Origin of the sequence: Pseudomonas sp. PS01303, assembly GCF_029959385.1 — a bacterium.
Lineage (GTDB): Bacteria > Pseudomonadota > Gammaproteobacteria > Pseudomonadales > Pseudomonadaceae > Aquipseudomonas > Aquipseudomonas rustica.
Genome location: NZ_JASCPK010000122.1, coordinates 1 through 17,317, shown reverse-complemented (window position 1 = coordinate 17,317; position 17,317 = coordinate 1). Strand labels below are relative to the sequence as shown.

13 protein-coding genes are annotated in these 17,317 nt (G+C 59.3%); 8 read left to right on the top strand and 5 right to left on the bottom strand.

What is annotated here, in order from left to right:
- Positions 1–186: 186 nt before the first annotated feature.
- Both QMX93_RS24030 and QMX93_RS24025 read left to right on the top strand, forming a co-directional pair.
- Entirely contained in the window at positions 187–543 is a 357-nt protein-coding gene (locus QMX93_RS24030; protein WP_053124000.1) for a hypothetical protein, read from the top strand.
- A gap of 70 nt (positions 544–613) precedes the next feature.
- Positions 614–1,108, top strand: coding sequence for a GreA/GreB family elongation factor (locus tag QMX93_RS24025; RefSeq protein WP_282358207.1), 495 nt, complete (start codon positions 614–616; stop codon positions 1,106–1,108).
- On the opposite strand, the gene gdhA is transcribed toward QMX93_RS24025, so the two are convergent.
- Positions 1,105–2,442, bottom strand: a complete 1,338-nt coding sequence (gdhA, locus tag QMX93_RS24020; RefSeq protein WP_282358205.1) for an NADP-specific glutamate dehydrogenase — start codon at positions 2,440–2,442, stop codon at positions 1,105–1,107. The genes QMX93_RS24025 and gdhA overlap by 4 nt on opposite strands.
- Before the next feature lie 349 nt (positions 2,443–2,791).
- Positions 2,792–4,456 carry an energy-dependent translational throttle protein EttA gene (ettA, locus tag QMX93_RS24015; protein ID WP_008078577.1) on the bottom strand — a complete coding sequence of 555 codons (1,665 nt, stop codon included), beginning with the start codon at positions 4,454–4,456 and terminating at the stop codon, positions 2,792–2,794.
- 285 nt (positions 4,457–4,741) lie between these two features.
- On the opposite strand from ettA, the gene morA reads away from it, so the two are divergent.
- The 5 genes from morA to QMX93_RS23990 all read left to right on the top strand — a co-directional run bounded on the left by morA (position 4,742) and on the right by QMX93_RS23990 (position 13,205).
- Positions 4,742–8,590: a bifunctional diguanylate cyclase/phosphodiesterase gene (gene morA, locus QMX93_RS24010; protein ID WP_212545796.1), complete on the top strand. Its 3,849-nt coding sequence runs from the start codon at positions 4,742–4,744 to the stop codon at positions 8,588–8,590.
- A gap of 213 nt (positions 8,591–8,803) precedes the next feature.
- A complete protein-coding gene (gene glyA, locus QMX93_RS24005; protein WP_007909785.1) occupies positions 8,804–10,057 on the top strand; it encodes a serine hydroxymethyltransferase in 1,254 nt (417 codons plus the stop codon).
- A 325-nt stretch (positions 10,058–10,382) separates the two neighbouring features.
- Complete coding sequence (locus tag QMX93_RS24000) at positions 10,383–11,696, top strand: C4-dicarboxylate transporter DctA (protein ID WP_159813579.1); 1,314 nt, start codon at positions 10,383–10,385, stop codon at positions 11,694–11,696.
- 74 nt (positions 11,697–11,770) lie between these two features.
- Entirely contained in the window at positions 11,771–12,475 is a 705-nt protein-coding gene (locus QMX93_RS23995) for a FadR/GntR family transcriptional regulator (RefSeq protein ID WP_053124015.1), read from the top strand.
- A 19-nt stretch (positions 12,476–12,494) separates the two neighbouring features.
- Positions 12,495–13,205 (top strand): GntR family transcriptional regulator, encoded by a 711-nt coding sequence (locus QMX93_RS23990; RefSeq protein WP_282358204.1) that lies wholly within the window; start codon positions 12,495–12,497, stop codon positions 13,203–13,205.
- 98 nt (positions 13,206–13,303) lie between these two features.
- On the opposite strand, the gene yjiA is transcribed toward QMX93_RS23990, so the two are convergent.
- From yjiA to QMX93_RS23975, 3 genes are all read right to left on the bottom strand, one after another.
- The gene (gene yjiA / locus QMX93_RS23985; protein ID WP_282358202.1) at positions 13,304–14,275 is read right to left on the bottom strand and encodes a GTPase; all 972 of its coding nucleotides are present in this window, start codon (positions 14,273–14,275) and stop codon (positions 13,304–13,306) included.
- Between the two features lie 125 nt (positions 14,276–14,400).
- Positions 14,401–14,598, bottom strand: coding sequence for a YbdD/YjiX family protein (locus QMX93_RS23980; RefSeq protein WP_003228401.1), 198 nt, complete (start codon positions 14,596–14,598; stop codon positions 14,401–14,403).
- A 15-nt stretch (positions 14,599–14,613) separates the two neighbouring features.
- Entirely contained in the window at positions 14,614–16,680 is a 2,067-nt protein-coding gene (locus QMX93_RS23975) for a carbon starvation CstA family protein (RefSeq protein WP_212550814.1), read from the bottom strand.
- A 160-nt stretch (positions 16,681–16,840) separates the two neighbouring features.
- On the opposite strand from QMX93_RS23975, the gene QMX93_RS23970 reads away from it, so the two are divergent.
- The gene (locus QMX93_RS23970; protein WP_053124024.1) at positions 16,841–17,209 is read left to right on the top strand and encodes a PilZ domain-containing protein; all 369 of its coding nucleotides are present in this window, start codon (positions 16,841–16,843) and stop codon (positions 17,207–17,209) included.
- The last annotated feature ends 108 nt before the right edge of the window (positions 17,210–17,317 follow it).

The window sequence follows — 17,317 nt, the reverse complement described above, 5'->3', positions numbered from 1 at the left end:
GAGCCTGCTCGCGATAGCAATTCATCAGTCACTGTTGTGGTGACTGATACACCGCTATCGCGAGCAGGCTCACTCCTACAAGGGAAATGTGCTGTTAATGGATTTTTCACAGGGCTTCGACAGCCGCCTCATGAATCTGCTTCTAGACTCTCCTTATAAGCCGGACAACCGGCTCAGGAGAGTGCGATGTGGCGGTGTGCGGGTTTGCTGGGGGTTTTGCTGTTCGTGAGCGGTTGCCAGACCACCCACGATGATTTGATCGCCAAAGGCTACCCACCGGCCTTTGCCGACGGTTTCGATGACGGTTGCGTCAGTGGTCGCCAGGCTGCCGGTTCGATCAGCGGCGAATTCCGCAAAAACGTCCCGCGCTATCTCAAAGACAAGCAATACGCCGAAGGCTGGACGGACGGCTTCCGCCAATGTCAGGCGATGCTCGAAAACAAGGATCGCGACGAGTACCGTAATGAGCATTGGGACGAACGCGAGCGCGCCTGGCAGCAGCAAAAAGATCAGGACGCCGCGCGGGCTTACCGCTCGCCCTAGGTCGCTCCCAGACATCCAGTGAAACCAAATGCCTGCGAGCATGGCCCAAACCTCATACGAGGAGGAACCCATGAGCCGTGCTTTCGTCAACGAAGACAACGCCGCCGCACAAGCCGATCAACCGGTTGAACGGCAGGTCAGTGAGCAGCCCAATTACGTCACGTCACAAGGCTTGGCGCAGTTGCAGGCGAGAGTCGCCGAACTGCAAACCCAACACGCCGAGCAATCGGCCAAAGGTGAGCAGGCCGACAAACAACGGCTGGCCGACCTGCAAAGGGATTTGCGTTATTTCAATCAGCGCTTGAGCAGTGCGCAAGTCGCCGTCGCCGCAACGTCCAGAGACAAAGTGCAGATCGGCAGTTGGGTCACCTACGCGGATGAGCACGACACAGAACGCCGCGTGCAACTGGTCGGCGAAGATCAGGCCGATGCCGCCAAAGGCCTGATCAATTGGGGTTCACCGCTGGGCCGGGCGCTGCTCGGTGCCCGGCTCAACGACGAGGTGCTGTGGCAGCGCCCCGCCGGCGATCAAGTGATTGAAGTGATCCGCATCGAACCGGCTTAAACCACACCCTGCGCCAGCATCGCGTCGGCGACTTTGACGAAACCGGCGATGTTCGCGCCTTTGACGTAATTGATCCGCCCATTTTCTTCGCCGTAATGCACGCAAGCGTGGTGGATCGACTGCATGATCGCGTGCAGCTTGCTGTCCACCTCACCCGCCGTCCACAGCAGACGCATGGCGTTCTGCGACATCTCCAGACCACTCACCGCGACACCGCCGGCATTGGACGCCTTGCCCGGCGCGAAGAGAATGCCGGCCTCGATAAAGATATCCACAGCCTCCAGCGTGGTCGGCATGTTCGCGCCCTCAGCGACGCATACGCAGCCATTGCGCAGCAGCGTGCGCGCGGCTTCGGCGTCGAGTTCGTTCTGCGTGGCGCACGGCAATGCGATATCGCATGGCAGCGACCACGGCAACTGACCGGCGCGGAATTCCAGGCCGAACGCTGAGGCCAATTCGCTGATACGTCCGCGTTTGACGTTTTTCAGCTGCAGCAGCGCCGACCACTGTTCTTCGCTCAGGCCCGCCTCGCAATACAGCGTGCCTTCGGAGTCGGACAGCGAAATCACCTTGCCGCCCAGATCCATCACTTTGCGCGCGGCGTATTGCGCGACGTTGCCGGAACCGGAGATCGCCACGCGTTTGCCTTCCACGGTTTGCTCGCGACGTTTGAGCATTTCTTCCGCGAAGTACACACAACCGAAACCGGTGGCTTCCGGACGAATCAGGCTGCCGCCGTAGGTCATGCCTTTGCCGGTCAGCACGCTGCTGAACTGGTTGCTCAGGCGTTTGTACTGGCCGAAGAGGAAACCGATCTCGCGCGCCCCGACACCGATGTCACCGGCCGGCACATCAACGTCGGCGCCGATGTGACGATACAACTCGCTCATGAACGCCTGGCAGAAACGCATGACTTCGGCGTCGCTCTTGCCCTTCGGATCGAAATCCGAACCGCCCTTGCCGCCGCCCATGGGCAACGAGGTCAGAGAGTTTTTGAAGGTCTGTTCGAAGGCGAGGAATTTCAGCACGCCCATGTTCACCGACGGATGGAAACGCAAACCGCCCTTGTACGGGCCGATGGCGCTGTTCATCTGGATGCGGAAACCGCGATTGACCTGCACTTTGCCTTGATCGTCGACCCACGACACGCGGAACACCACGGCACGCTCCGGCTCGCAGATGCGTTCCAGAATTCCCGAGGTCAGGTAGTGCGGATTGGCTTCGAGAAATGGCCACAGGCTGCGCAGGACTTCTTCGACGGCCTGGTGAAATTCGGGCTGATCCGGGTCGCGTTTTTTCAGGCGGGCGAGGAAGGATTCGACGGATTCGATCATGGGGAAAGTCTCGGCAAATTTATTATCGTTGGAAGAGATTGGGCCGGACTGTAACAAACCAATTGCGCACAGGAATAGAGCGAAATGTCGCGGATATGAAATCAAATGGTGCACAGGATATAAATCAGGCAGATTTTTGGCTCTGATTTGCACCTGAATGGGGAGATAAAATTAGATTGATGCACCAACAGCTATACCGCTATCGCGAGCAGGCTCACTCCTACAAGGGGAATGCATTTCAAATGTAGGAGTGAGCCTGCTCGCGATGGCCACACCTCGGTTCCCCTGAAAAAACCCGGGCAAAAAAAACGGAGCCCAAAGGCTCCGCTTTTTATGCAACCAACCCGAATCAGGCCAGTTTCTTGTGACGTACCCGGTGTGGCTGGGCAGCTGCTTCGCCGAGGCGTTTCTTGCGATCCGCTTCGTACTCGGTGTAGTTGCCTTCGAAGAAGATCGCTTGCGAGTCGTCTTCGTACGCGAGGATGTGTGTCGCCACGCGGTCAAGGAACCACCGATCGTGAGAGATCACAATTGCAGCGCCCGGGAAGTCCAGCAGGGCTTCTTCCAGGGAACGCAGGGTTTCAACGTCGAGGTCGTTGGACGGTTCGTCGAGCAGCAGGACGTTACCGCCCTCCTTCAGGGTCAGCGCGAGGTGCAGACGACCGCGCTCACCACCGGACAGATCCTTGACGAACTTCTGCTGATCGCCGCCCTTGAAGTTGAAGCGACCGACGTAAGTGCGCGACGGGATCTCGTAGTTGCCGATGCGGATCTGGTCGGAACCGTCGGAAATCTGCTGGAACACAGTCTTGCTGCCGTCGAGGTCGTCGCGGCTCTGATCGACGCAAGCCAGTTGCACGGTTTCGCCGACTTCGATGCTGCCCGAATCCGGTTGCTCCTTGCCCATCAGCATGCGGAACAGGGTCGATTTACCGGCACCGTTACCGCCGATCACACCGACGATGGCGCCCTTCGGCATCGAGAACGACAGGTTGTCGATCAACACGCGATCGCCGTAGCCCTTGGTGACGTTCTTGAATTCGATGACCTTGTCGCCCAGACGCGGGCCGGCCGGGATGTAGATCTCGTTGGTTTCGCTGCGCTTCTGGAATTCCTGCGATTGCATTTCTTCGAAGCGTTGCAGACGTGCCTTGGATTTCGACTGGCGGGCTTTCGCGCCTTTGCGCACCCACTCCAATTCTTCCTTCATGGCTTTTTCGTGCGCCGACTGCTGCTTGGATTCAGCGGCCAGACGATCGGACTTGGCTTCAAGCCAGCCCGAGTAGTTGCCTTCGTACGGAATGCCCGCGCCGCGGTCGAGTTCCAGAATCCAGCCAGCGACGTTGTCGAGGAAGTAACGGTCGTGCGTGATCGCTACCACGGTGCCCGGGAAGTCGTGCAGGAAGTGCTCCAGCCACGCAACGGAATCGGCGTCCAAGTGGTTGGTTGGTTCGTCGAGCAGGAGCATGTCCGGGGCGGACAGCAGCAAGCGGCACAGGGCCACACGACGTTTTTCACCACCGGAGAGGAATTCGACCTTGGCGTCCCACGCTGGCAGACGCAGCGCGTCGGCGGCGACTTCCAGTTGGCGATCAAGGTTGTGACCATCGCTGGCTTGCAGGATCGCTTCGAGCTTGGCCTGTTCAGCCGCCAGTTTGTCGAAGTCGGCATCTTCTTCAGCATAAGCCGCGTAGACCTCGTCCAGGCGAGCCTGAGCGTTCTTGATCACGCTGACCGCTTCCTCGACCACTTCACGCACGGTCTTGGTCGGATCAAGTTGTGGCTCTTGCGGCAGATAACCGATGTTCAGTTCCGGCATCGGGCGCGCTTCGCCTTCGAACTCGGTGTCGACGCCGGCCATGATTTTCAGCAGCGTGGACTTACCCGAACCGTTGAGGCCGAGCACGCCGATCTTGGCGCCGGGGAAGAACGACAGCGAAATGTTTTTGAGGATTTCCCGCTTCGGCGGAACAACTTTGCCCAGCCGATGCATGGTGAAGACGTATTGAGCCATGGAGAACCTTGGGTCAGTGACAGATGAATGATTGCAGCGCGGGCGATGCCCGGCCAGACCATGCGCGTCGTTCACTTGATGGTTATCAATGCGTGCGCGCTGAAAAAGTCTGAGTCTAGGAGCTGGAACGCTCCCGCGTAACCGGCAAAGCTACCTTAATGACCGGTGGCAGTCCAGCCGAGCGGGGCTGGCACTTCGCCACAACTCAAGGCATGCTAGCCGCCCTTTGGGCGTCCGGCTTATAGTGCACGTCGCGCCAGTCCAGCCAGACCGCAGGATTACAGCTTGTCCAATGTCACTCCGCCAGCCTCTGTGAGCAGCACCCCTCCGGCGCCCGGCTCACCCCTGCGCGGGACATTAAAGGGTGCGCTGGCGACTTTGGTGCTGTTGCTGCTGGCGTTGCTGTTCTGGCAACTGCTCGATCAACTGCGCGAGACCCAGAAAAACCAGCGCCAGTACACCATCGACTACACCGCCGACCTCGCTTCACAAGTCAGCCTGAACATGGCGCTGAACGCGCAAATCGCTCTCAACCTGCTACCGATCGTCGAGCAACCGCAAACCGCCGACGAACAGCAGGCGCTGCTGCGCAAACTTCAGCAATCGCTGCCGGATCTGCGCAGCATGGCGTTGCTCAGTCCTTCCGGGCGAATCCTCAGCGACAGCGCCGCCGACAGTCACGACGCCGATTACCTCACCGAACTGGTTCGGCGCAGTCGTGCTCAAGCGCACTACTTCAGCAACGCTGATGACGGCTCGGTGGTGCATCTGTTGCTGCATCAGGCCAGCGGCAGTTCGCGCGGTTATTGGGCGCTGCGCCTGACGCCGACGTTTTTCGATTCGCTGACCAAACAGGGCGAAACCGGCCTGCGCCCTTTGTGGCTGGTGGAAAACCGCATCAACCATCAGATCGTCAGTCGCGATAAAGCGTTGCCCTCGGCCAAGCCCAGCGTGCTTTCCCCTGACGATCTGGCCGACACGGTGCTGACTGTGCCGCTGAGCAGCAGCGACTGGCAGTTGCGCGGTCTGTTCGACCGTCAGCGCGTGCTCGAAGAATTGCTCCCGGCGTTTATCGGCAAATGCCTGCTCGGTCTGGCTTTCTCGCTGCTGCCGGTGATCGCGCTGTTGAACATGCGCCGCCGTCAGCGCCAGTTGCATGAAGGTCGCCGGCGCTATCAGGATATTTTCGAAGGCACCGGCGTTGCGTTGTGTGTGCTCGATCTGTCTGGCCTGAAACAGGTTTTCGAGAAAGCGCAGATCCAGACCAGCGACCAGCTCAAGGCCTGGCTCGACCAACCGGCGCAACGCCAGCAATTGCTGCAAGAGTTGCGTGTCACCGAGGTCAACCAGGTCGCGTTGCAACTGCTCAACGTCAATTCCTGCGAACAAGCGTGGCAACTGTTGATCGACGGTCATCCGCACCGTCAGTGCGCGATCGGCAATCAAATCCTCGACGCCGTGCTGCAACAGCAAAAGCAGCTGGAACTGGAAATCAAACTGGCGGACATCAATGGCCGCGATCAACACCTGTGGATGGTCTTGCGCCTGCCGACCGAGCAGCACGATTACACGGCGGTGATCCTCAGCATCAACGACATCACCAGCCGCAAACTGGTCGAGCTGTCGTTGCTGGAGCGCGAAGGGTTCTGGTCGGACGTGGTGCGCACCGTGCCGGATCATCTGTATGTGCAGGACGTGATCAGCCAGCGGATGATTTTCAGCAACCACCACCTCGGGCAGACCCTCGGCTACAACCGCACCGAATTGCACCAGATGGGCGAGTATTTTTGGGAAATCCTTCTGCACCCGGAAGACGCCGATTATTACCACCGCTCGCGCCAATCCCAGCGCCATGCCGGTTACAGTCAATTACTGCAATGTCAGCTGCGCTTCCGCCATCGCGACGGTAACTGGCGGCGCTTTGATATTCGCGAACAGGCACTGGCGCGCGACAAGCACGATCAGGTCACGCGGATCATCGGCGTGGCCAAGGACATCACCGAGCAGATTGAGGCCAGCGAGTCCCTGCGCGACAGCGAGCAGCGTTATCGCATGCTCGCCGAAAGCATCAGCGACGTGATTTTCTCCACCGACAGCAAGCTCTCGCTGAACTACGTCAGCCCGTCGGTGCAGGCGGTGCTGGGCTTTGATGCCGAGTGGATTTTTCAGAATGGCTGGCAATCGATCATTGCCAACCCGCAGCAATTGAGCGGCATCTACACGCTGATGGATCGGGTCAGCAAATCGCTGAATAAACCCGAGCAACTGGCGCTGTTGCGCAGTCAGGTGCAGACGCAATTGTTCCTGTTCGACTGTCTGCGCGCCGATGGCCGCAAGATTCCAATCGAACTGCGTCTGGTCTTGGTCTGGGATGAGCATGGCGGTTTTGAAGGCGTGCTCGGGGTCGGTCGCGACATCAGCCAGCAGCGCCGCGCCGAAAAAGACCTGCGCATGGCTGCCACCGTATTCGAACACTCGACCTCGGCGATCCTGATCACCGACCCGGCCGGTTACATCGTTCAGGCCAACGAAGCATTCAGTCGCGTCAGCGGTTACGCGGTCAGCGAAGTGCTCGACCAGTTGCCGAACATGCTCACGGTCGACGAACAGCAGGACGCGCATCTGCGTTACGTGCTCAAGCAATTGCATCAGCACAGCACCTGGGAAGGCGAAGTCTGGATGAAACGCCGCAATGGCGAGCATTATCCGGCGTGGGTTGGCATTACTGCGGTGCTCGACGACGAAGGCGATCTGGCCAGTTACGTGTGTTTCTTCAGCGACATCAGCGAGCGTAAGGCCAGCGAACAGCGCATCCACCGCCTCGCTTATTACGACGCCCTGACCCACTTGCCGAACCGCACGCTGTTCCAGGATCGCCTGCACACGGCGCTGCAATCGGCGGAGCGGCAGAAGTCGTGGGTGGTGCTGATGTTCCTCGACCTCGACCGTTTCAAACCGATCAACGACTCCCTCGGTCACGCTGCCGGTGACCGCATGTTGAAAGACATGGCCACGCGCCTGCTGGCCTGCGTCGACAACGACGACACCGTCGCGCGCATGGGCGGCGATGAATTCACCTTGCTCCTGCAACACCGTTCCAGCCGCGAACTGGCACTGAACCGGGCGATTCATGTGGCCGAGCAGATTCTCGCCAGCCTGGTGCGACCGTTTGTGCTGGAAGGCCGCGAGTTTTTTGTCACCGCAAGTATCGGCATCGCCCTGAGTCCGCAGGATGGCAACGAACTCAGCCAGTTGATGAAGAACGCCGACACCGCGATGTACCACGCCAAGGAACGTGGCAAGAACAACTTCCAGTTCTATCAGGCCGACATGAACGCCAGTGCGCTGGAGCGTCTGGAGCTGGAAAGCGATTTGCGCCACGCCTTGGAGCAGGACGAATTCGTCCTGTATTACCAGCCGCAATTCAGCGGCGACGGCAAACGCCTGACCGGCGCCGAAGCCCTGCTGCGCTGGCGTCACCCGCGTCGTGGACTGGTGCCGCCGGGGGATTTCATTCCGGTGCTGGAAGAACTCGGTCTGGTGGTCGACGTTGGCGATTGGGTGATCAGCGAAGCCTGCCGCCAACTGAAGACCTGGCACCAGAACCGTGTGCGCGTGCCGAAGGTGTCGGTGAACATTTCCGCGCGGCAGTTCTCCGACGGCCAACTCGGCACGCGGATCGCCACGATCCTGCGCGAAACCGGCCTGCCGCCGGCGTGTCTGGAACTGGAGCTGACCGAAAGTATTCTGATGCGCGAAGTCAGCGAGGCGATGCAGATTCTCGCCGGGCTGAAAAACCTCGGCCTGAGCATTGCGGTCGATGACTTCGGCACCGGTTATTCATCGCTGAACTACCTCAAGCAGTTCCCGATCGATGTGCTGAAGATCGACCGCACGTTTGTCGACGGTTTGCCATCCGGTGAGCAGGACGCGCAGATTGCCAGGGCGATCATTGCTATGGCGCACAGCCTGAATCTGGCGGTGATTGCTGAGGGTGTGGAAACCCATGAGCAACTGGATTTCCTGCGTGAACATGGTTGCGACGAAGTTCAGGGTTATCTATTCGGGCGGCCGATGCCGGCGAGCCGGTTTGAGGCGCAGTTCAGCAATGATGCGTTGTTCATGTTCGACTGAACATCGACGGCGCGGCATTCGCGAGCAGGCTCGCTCCCACAGGGGGACGGATTGCAAATGTGGGAGCGAGCCTGCTCGCGAAGAGGCCAGCAAAAGCACCGCACATCTGTCATGAACGCCACTTGTCTGCGACATGATGTCGTTTCATATGCCATCCAAAACCCATTGGGTTAGAATGCCCCCCTTTTCTGCCCCCGATCCTTGAGGACCGCCATGTTCAGCCGTGATTTGACTATTGCCAAGTACGACGCCGACCTTTTTGCCGCCATGGAGCAAGAAGCTCAGCGCCAGGAAGAACACATTGAGCTGATCGCTTCGGAAAACTACACCAGCCCAGCGGTGATGGAAGCTCAAGGCTCGGTCCTGACCAACAAGTACGCTGAAGGCTACCCAGGCAAGCGTTACTACGGTGGTTGCGAGTACGTCGACATCGTTGAGCAACTGGCCATCGACCGCGCCAAAGAGCTGTTCGGCGCCGATTACGCCAACGTTCAACCGCACGCCGGTTCGCAAGCCAACGCGGCTGTTTACCTGGCTCTGCTGCAAGGTGGCGACACCATTCTGGGCATGAGCCTGGCCCACGGCGGTCACCTGACCCACGGCGCCAGCGTGTCCTCCTCCGGCAAGCTGTACAACGCGGTTCAATACGGCATCGACGCCAACGGCCTGATCGACTACGACGAAGTCGAGCGTCTGGCGGTTGAGCACAAGCCAAAAATGATCGTGGCCGGTTTCTCTGCCTACTCGCAGATTCTCGATTTCCCACGCTTCCGCGCCATCGCTGACAAAGTCGGCGCTTACCTGTTCGTCGACATGGCTCACGTGGCCGGTCTGGTCGCCGCGGGCGTCTACCCGAACCCGGTGCCTTTCGCTGACGTCGTGACCACCACCACGCACAAGACCCTGCGCGGCCCACGTGGCGGCCTGATCCTGGCGCGCGCCAACGCCGACATCGAGAAGAAGCTGAACTCCGCGGTATTCCCGGGCGCCCAGGGTGGCCCGCTGGAGCACGTGATCGCCGCTAAAGCGATCTGCTTCAAGGAAGCGCTGCAGCCTGAGTTCAAGGCCTACCAGGAACAAGTGGTGCTGAACGCCCAGGCCATGGCCGAAGTGTTCATCGAACGCGGTTTCGACGTGGTTTCGGGCGGTACCAAGAACCACCTGTTCCTGCTGTCGCTGATCAAGCAGGACATCTCCGGTAAAGATGCTGACGCCGCTCTGGGCAAAGCCTTCATCACCGTGAACAAGAACTCCGTGCCAAACGATCCACGCTCGCCGTTCGTCACTTCCGGCCTGCGCTTCGGCACTCCGGCTGTGACCACTCGTGGCTTCAAGCAAGCCGAGTGCAAAGAGCTGGCCGGCTGGATCTGCGACATCCTGGCTGACCTGAACAACGAAGCGGTGATCGACGCCGTTCGTGAGAAAGTCAAAGCCATCTGCAAGAAACTGCCGGTATACGGCGCTTAATTGCGACGTTAAATCCGCAGCATGAAAAACCGGCCAAGTGATTGGCCGGTTTTTTTTCGCCTGAAAAAAGATCAAAAGATCGCAGCCTTCGGCAGCTCCTACAGGTGAACGCATTCCAAATGTAGGAGCTGCCGAAGGCTGCGATCTTGATCTTTACCACCGGTCAGACCGGTCATGCCAATTTTCATGTTTTCACTTGTCATCCCGAAAAAACCGAGCGTAGACTGCGCCTGCACTGGACATACCGGTAAGACCACAATAATTAAGTCCTGAATCTGATGCGTTCAAGCGCACGGCAGCCAGGACACCGACCAGGATTCCTCCCATGCTCAGATGGTGCTCGCGTTCAATCTTCCTCCAAGTGGTTCTCGGACTGGTGCTCGGCATCGTCTGCGGGCTGACCCTTCCTGAATATTCGGCCCAGCTCAAACCGCTCGGCGACGGTTTCATCAAACTGATCAAGATGCTCATCGGCCTGATCGTGTTCTGCGTAGTGGTCAGCGGCATCAGCGGCGCGGGCGATCTGAAGAAGGTCGGGCGCATCGGCCTCAAATCGGTCATCTACTTTGAAATCCTCACCACCATCGCCTTGGTGATCGGTCTGGTCTTCGCCTTCAGCACCGGCATCGGCAGCGGCGCGAATATCCACTTGGAGCAGTTGTCCGCTGCCGACATGGGCGACATCGCCCAGCGCGGCCAGCACATGCACACCACCACGCAGTTCCTGATGGATCTGATTCCGACTTCGGTGATCGGCGCCTTCGCCGACAACAACATTCTGCAAGTGCTGCTGTTCTCGGTGCTGTTCGGCAGCGCGTTGAATCTGGTCGGCGAAGCGGCGTCCGGGATCTCGCGACTGATCAACGAATTGAGCCATGTGATCTTCCGCATCATGGGCATGATCGTGCGTCTGGCGCCGATCGGCGTGTTTGGCGCCATCGCCTTCACCACCAGCAAATATGGCCTCGATTCGCTGCAGCATCTGGGCAGCCTGGTCGGTTTGTTTTACCTGACTTGCATGGCTTTCGTCGCGCTGATCCTTGGCACTGTCATGCGCCTGTCCGGCCTGCGCATGTGGCCGCTGCTCAAATACCTGCGTGAAGAATTGCTGATCGTCATGGGCACCGCGTCATCCGACGCCGTGTTGCCGCAAATCATGCGCAAACTCGAACACTTAGGCATTGGCAGCTCGACGGTCGGGCTGGTGATTCCAACCGGCTACTCGTTCAACCTCGATGGTTTTTCGATCTACCTGACGCTGGCCATCGTGTTCATCGCCAACGCCACCGGTACGCCGCTAGCGATGACCGATTTGCTGACGATTCTGCTGGTGTCGCTGATCACCTCGAAAGGCGCCCACGGCATTCCCGGTTCGGCACTGGTGATTCTGGCGGCGACGCTGACCGCGATTCCGGCGATCCCGGTGGTCGGCCTGGTATTGGTCTTGGCCGTGGACTGGTTCATGGGCATCGGCCGCGCGCTGACCAACCTGATCGGCAACTGCGTCGCCACGGTTGCGATCGCCCGTTGGGAAAAAGACATCGACGTGCAGCGGGCAAACAAGGTGCTCAACGGCGAACAGGGCTATAACTTTCAGCCGAGAAAAACAGCGGCACCCGCCCACCAACAGGAATTCTGACCTGTAGGAGCTGCCGCAGGCTGCGATCTTTTGATCTTGCCTGCGGCTTGCACGAAGGTTCACGGAGCAAAAAAGTGATAACCACATCAACCGTAGTCAACTCAGTCGTCGAAAAACTCCGCGCCGCCCTCGCCCGTGGCCAATGGCGCTCGGGCGACATGCTGCCGGGCCAGCGTGAACTCGCCGAGCAACTGGGCATCAGCCGCCCGAGCCTGCGTGAAGCGGTGATCGTTCTGGAAACCCTCGGCCTCGTCCGTTCGATGCCGGGCAAAGGCGTGGTCGTCCTCGATGCACAACTCAGCGACAGCCAAAGCCACGACAGCGCGGTCGCCGGTGCCAGCCTCGAAGATGTGCTGCAACTGCGCTACACCCTTGAGCCATTCATAGTCGGTCTGGTGGCGCAGTCGATCAGCAGCAAGGAAGTCGGCCAATTGCGCCTGACCCTGATGGACATGCGCGAAGCCCTTGAGGCCGGCGACAGTGAAGCCGGCGTCAGCGCTTACATCGCCTTCCACGAAGAGCTGTTCACCCTGACGTCAAACCCGATTTTCCAGAGCGTGGTGCAGCAAACCAGCAATGCCCTCAAGCAAAGCGCCGAAGTGTTGCGCAACTCCCCGGAACATCTGGCCGAACGCCTTGAAGAAAACGAAGCCGTGGTACGCGCGATCCGCAGCAAGAACAGCGCGCAGGCCAGCGCGGAAATGCGTCGGCACATTCTGCAAGAAGGTCAGCGCATGGGCATCGAGCTGAATATTCCGGATGACAACCTGAGTCGCTGATTCCTACAGGAGACAGGCCATGAACAGTTTCGCTTCAGCGTCGCACACTCGCGAGAGCACGACGCCCCTGCCCTTCTCTCGCTTGCGCGCGCCGGCGGAGGATCTTTACCCGCGACTGTTCGATGCGATTCTGGAACAGCGCCTTGATGCGGACAGCCGTTTCACCGAAGACAGTTTGAAAGACATGTTTGGCGTCACTCGCGCGGACGTGCGGCGGGTGCTGACGCAACTGAACCATGAGCAAATTGTTGTGCTGCGCGCCAATCATCGACCGCGAGTGGCGGCGCCGGATCGCGAACAGACGCGGCAGACCTTGCATGCGCGGCGATTGGCCGAGACCACGTTGGTGCGGTTGGCGTGTCAGCGTCCGCAGGCTGAGGGTTTGAAACGCTTGCGTGGGTTGATCGAGCGTGAGCGGCTGGCGGTTGAGCAGGATCGGCGCGGGGCGGCGATTCGCTTGTCGGGGGAGTTTCATCTGACGTTGGCGAGGATGGCGGGGAATGTGCCGTTGGCGCATTTTTTGGGCAGTCTGGTACCGCTTACTTCGTTGGCGATTGCGCGGTGCGAGGTTTCTGCGCACAGCTGTTGCGCTTGGCGGGAGCATTTGGCGTTGGTTGAGGCGGTTGAATGTGGGGATGCTTCCAAGGCCGGGATGTTGATGAATCGGCATCTGGATCATCTTGAGCAGACATTGCTGGGGTCAGCCCTTGAGCCTTGTGTTGCTGGTTAGATGGCTATCGCGAGCAGGCTCACTCCTACAGGGGAACGCATTGCAACTGTAGGAGTGAGCCTGCTCGCGAAGAGGCCATCACTGACAACCAGGAATCATCAGCCCGCCACTACTTTGGCAAACCCCGCCCGAATCTTCTCTTCCGGCAAATCATCAGCAATAAACACAATCACACTGTCCCGCGCCTCACCCTCGGCCCATTCGGTGTCCCAGTCGAAACCATAGAGTTTCAGCACGCCCTGAAACACCAAGCGACGATCTTCGCCAGCAATGCTCAGCACACCTTTGTAACGCAGCAATTGCTTGCCGTGCTCTTCCAGCAATTCATTCATGAACTCGCTGAGCTGATCGATATCCAGCGGTTGATCGGTGCGCAGCACCAGGCTGGAAATACGATCGATCGACGGCGCCTTACTCACCGGACGCAAACTCAAGCCGCCGCCCAGATCGGCGTTGAGATTGAAGCCGCGTACATCGAGCAGCTCAGCCAGATCGATGTTGCCGTGATCAACCACACGAATCGGCGCGCGACGGTTGATTCGCGTCAGGCGTTCGCTCAACGCGGTGAACGTGGCCTCGTCGACCAGATCGGTCTTGCTCACCAGCAAGCGGTCGGCAAAACCGATCTGCGCCTGGGCGATGGTCTGGCTCAGATGCACGTCCGCGTGTGCGGCATCGACCAGAGTGATGATGCCGTCGAGCAGGTAACGCTCGCGCAATTCCTCGTCGATGAAAAAGGTCTGTGCGACTGGCGCTGGATCGGCCAGGCCGGTGCATTCGATGACCAGACGATCGAAGGCAATTTCGCCGCTGTCCAGACGCTCGAGCAGCAGGTACAGCGCTTTGGTCAGGTCGGTGTGAATGGTGCAGCAGACGCAGCCGTTGGCCAGGGTCATGACTTGCACCGGTTCGTCGCCGAGCAACTGAGTGTCGATGCCGGCGTCGCTGAATTCGTTTTCGATCACGGCGATTTTCAGGCCGTGCTCGGCTTTCAGAATGTGGCGCAGCAAGGTGGTCTTGCCGGCACCGAGGAAACCGCTGAGTACCGTGACCGGGATTGGAGCTGACAAGTTAAATCTCCCTCACGCAAAAAAAACTGTAGGAGCCTGGCTTGCCAGCGAAGGCGTCTTCAAGATCGCCTTCGCCAGCAAGCTGTGCTCCTACAGTGCTTGTGTTGCCTGAACGCTCATGTGCCTCAACAGCACTTCGGCCCACCCTTGCCACCGTAACGGGCTTCCTGACGTTCGCGGAAGAACATCTCGTAGCTCATCACCGGTTTGTCTGGGTGTTTGGTTTGCATATGCTCGACGTAGGTGTCGTAGTCGGGCATGCCGACCATCAGGCGCGCGGCCTGACCGAGGTATTTACCGAGGCGACTCAGGTCATTGAACATGCTGCAATCCTCTGGTTACGCATCCGGCAGAGCCTGGAATGGCGATTCTTTATCCGTACGCTCTTTTTTGCCCCAGGCGGCGATGCCGACTTTGAGCGCATAGAACAGGATGCTGAAGACCACGAACAGGAACAGCGCGGTGAGCGTTGCGTTGGTGTAAGCGTTGAAGATCACGTGCTGCATCTGCTCGACGCTTTTCGCCGGGGCCAGAATCTGACCACTGGCCAGCGCATCGCTGTACTTCTTGGCCAGCGACAGGAAGCCGATTGCCGGGTTGGCATCGAATAATTTGATGAAGCCCGCCGTCGTGGTGCAGATCAACAGCCAGGTGGCTGGCAGCAAGGTGACCCAAATGTAGCGCTGACGCTTCATTTTGATCAGAACCACGGTGCCGAGCATCAGCGCGATACCGGCCAGCATCTGGTTGGAGATACCGAACAGTGGCCACAAGGTGTTGATGCCGCCCAGTGGATCGACCACGCCCTGATACAGCAACCAGCCCCACATCGCCACACAACCGGCGGTGGCGATCAGGTTGGCCGTCCACGATTCGGTACGTTTCAGCGCTGGCACGAAGGAGCCGAGCAAATCCTGCAGCATGAAACGTCCGGCACGAGTACCGGCGTCGACAGCGGTCAGGATAAACAGCGCTTCAAACAGGATCGCGAAGTGGTACCAGAACGCCATGGTGTTTTCACCCGGCAGGACACTGTGCAGGATCTGCGCGATACCGACCGCCAGGGTCGGCGCACCACCGGCACGGGCGAGAATGGTGGTTTCGCCAATGTCATGCGCCACGGCTTGCAGCGCTTCCGGCGTGATCGCAAAGCCCCAGCTGGAGACCACTTGCGCAACCGAAGCGACATCACTGCCGACCACAGCGGCCGGGCTGTTCATGGCGAAGTACACGCCAGGTTCGATCACCGAAGCGGCAACCATGGCCATGATCGCGACGAACGATTCCATCAGCATGCCGCCGTAACCGATGTAACGGGCGTTGGTTTCGTTATCCAGCAGCTTCGGCGTGGTGCCCGAAGAAATCAGTGCGTGGAAGCCCGATACCGCACCGCAAGCGATGGTGATGAACAGGAACGGGAACAGACCGCCCTTCCACACCGGACCGGTGCCGTCGACGAACTGGGTCAGCGCCGGCATTTTCAGCTCGGGCATGGTCACCAGAATGCCGATCGCCAAGGCGATGATGGTACCGATTTTGAGGAACGTGGAGAGGTAGTCACGCGGTGCCAGAATCAGCCACACCGGCAGCGATGCTGCGACGAAACCGTAACCGACCAGCATCCAGGTAATCTGCACGCCGGTGAAGGTGAAGGCCTTGGCCCATACCGGATCAGCAGCAATCTGCCCGCCCAGCCAGATCGAACCGAGCAGCAGCAACACGCCGACCACGGAGATTTCGCCGATGCGGCCCGGGCGGATGTAGCGCATATAAATGCCCATGAACATCGCGATCGGGATGGTCGCCATCACGGTGAAGATGCCCCACGGGCTCTCGGCCAGTGCTTTCACCACGATCAGCGCCAGCACCGCGAGGATGATGATCATGATCAGGAAGCAGCCGAACAGTGCGATGGTGCCGGGAATCCGACCCATTTCTTCACGCACCATGTCGCCAAGGGAGCGGCCGTTGCGACGGGTCGACATGAACAGAACCATAAAGTCCTGCACCGCACCCGCCAGCACCACACCGGCAATCAGCCACAGCGTGCCGGGCAGATAACCCATCTGCGCCGCCAATACCGGACCAACCAGCGGCCCCGCGCCAGCGATGGCCGCGAAGTGGTGACCGAAAAGAATGTGTTTGTTGGTCGGCACGTAGTCCAGACCATCATTGTTGAGCACGGCGGGGGTGGCCCGACGCGGGTCAAGTTGCATCACATTGTTTGCGATGAACAGACTGTAGTAACGGTACGCAACCAGATAAATGGCCACAGCGGCGACCACAATCCACAAGGCGTTGATCGCCTCGCCGCGGCGCAATGCCACTACGCCCAGGGCGCACGCTCCTACGATTGCCAGCAATAGCCAGGGTAAGTGGCGTAGCAGGCTATTATTATTTTTCATTTTATTATTCCAGCCAGGGTGGACAAGAAAGACAGCCACCCCGAGTTTAGCGCTTACGGCGCCAAAGGCCATACCCCGACGTTGGTCTGAGTGGCCCGTCTACGCTGGTACGCTTAGACAATGCGGGTCTATAGTCAGCGAACTTCCGGAGGATTGCGCCATGAGCGAGCACCCAGCCAATCGTCGTCGCTTCAAACGTATTGCGTTCGATGCCAGAACCGAGCTGAGTCAGGGCGAGTACATCTGGCCGGTCAAGCTGATAGACCTGTCGCTCAAAGGCCTGCTGATCGAGCGGCCAGAGCCTTGGCTGGGGGATGCCGAGAAGGACTTCTTCGTCGACATTCATCTGAGCGATGAGATTGATATCGAGATGGACGTGCAGTTGGCGCACGAAGAGAACGGCCAGCTGGGGTTTGTTTGCCGGCATATCAGTCTGGAGTCGATCCAGCGGTTGCGGCGCTTGATCGAGCTGAACCTGGCGGACCCGCAGGAGCTGGAGCGCGAGTTGGGTGCGTTGATCGAGATCTAGAATTTCCGACAAATCAAATGTGCAAACGAACCCTGTGGCGAGGGGATTTATCCCCGTTGGGCTGCGCAGCGGCCCCGCTTTTTTTAGGGCCGCTGCGCGCCCCAACGG

Bases quoted from the DNA above. Each gene is read 5' to 3' on its own strand.
- QMX93_RS24025 (WP_282358207.1), top strand. From the start codon at position 614: ATGAGCCGTGCTTTCGTCAACGAAGACAACGCCGCCGCACAAGCCGAT.
- ettA (WP_008078577.1), bottom strand. From the start codon at position 4,456: ATGGCTCAATACGTCTTCACCATGCATCGGCTGGGCAAAGTTGTTCCG.
- QMX93_RS23980 (WP_003228401.1), bottom strand. From the start codon at position 14,598: ATGTTCAATGACCTGAGTCGCCTCGGTAAATACCTCGGTCAGGCCGCG.
- QMX93_RS23990 (WP_282358204.1), top strand. From the start codon at position 12,495: ATGAACAGTTTCGCTTCAGCGTCGCACACTCGCGAGAGCACGACGCCC.
- glyA (WP_007909785.1), top strand. From the start codon at position 8,804: ATGTTCAGCCGTGATTTGACTATTGCCAAGTACGACGCCGACCTTTTT.
- QMX93_RS23970 (WP_053124024.1), top strand. From the start codon at position 16,841: ATGAGCGAGCACCCAGCCAATCGTCGTCGCTTCAAACGTATTGCGTTC.
- QMX93_RS24000 (WP_159813579.1), top strand. From the start codon at position 10,383: ATGCTCAGATGGTGCTCGCGTTCAATCTTCCTCCAAGTGGTTCTCGGA.
- QMX93_RS23975 (WP_212550814.1), bottom strand. From the start codon at position 16,680: ATGAAAAATAATAATAGCCTGCTACGCCACTTACCCTGGCTATTGCTG.
- QMX93_RS24030 (WP_053124000.1), top strand. From the start codon at position 187: ATGTGGCGGTGTGCGGGTTTGCTGGGGGTTTTGCTGTTCGTGAGCGGT.
- gdhA (WP_282358205.1), bottom strand. From the start codon at position 2,442: ATGATCGAATCCGTCGAATCCTTCCTCGCCCGCCTGAAAAAACGCGAC.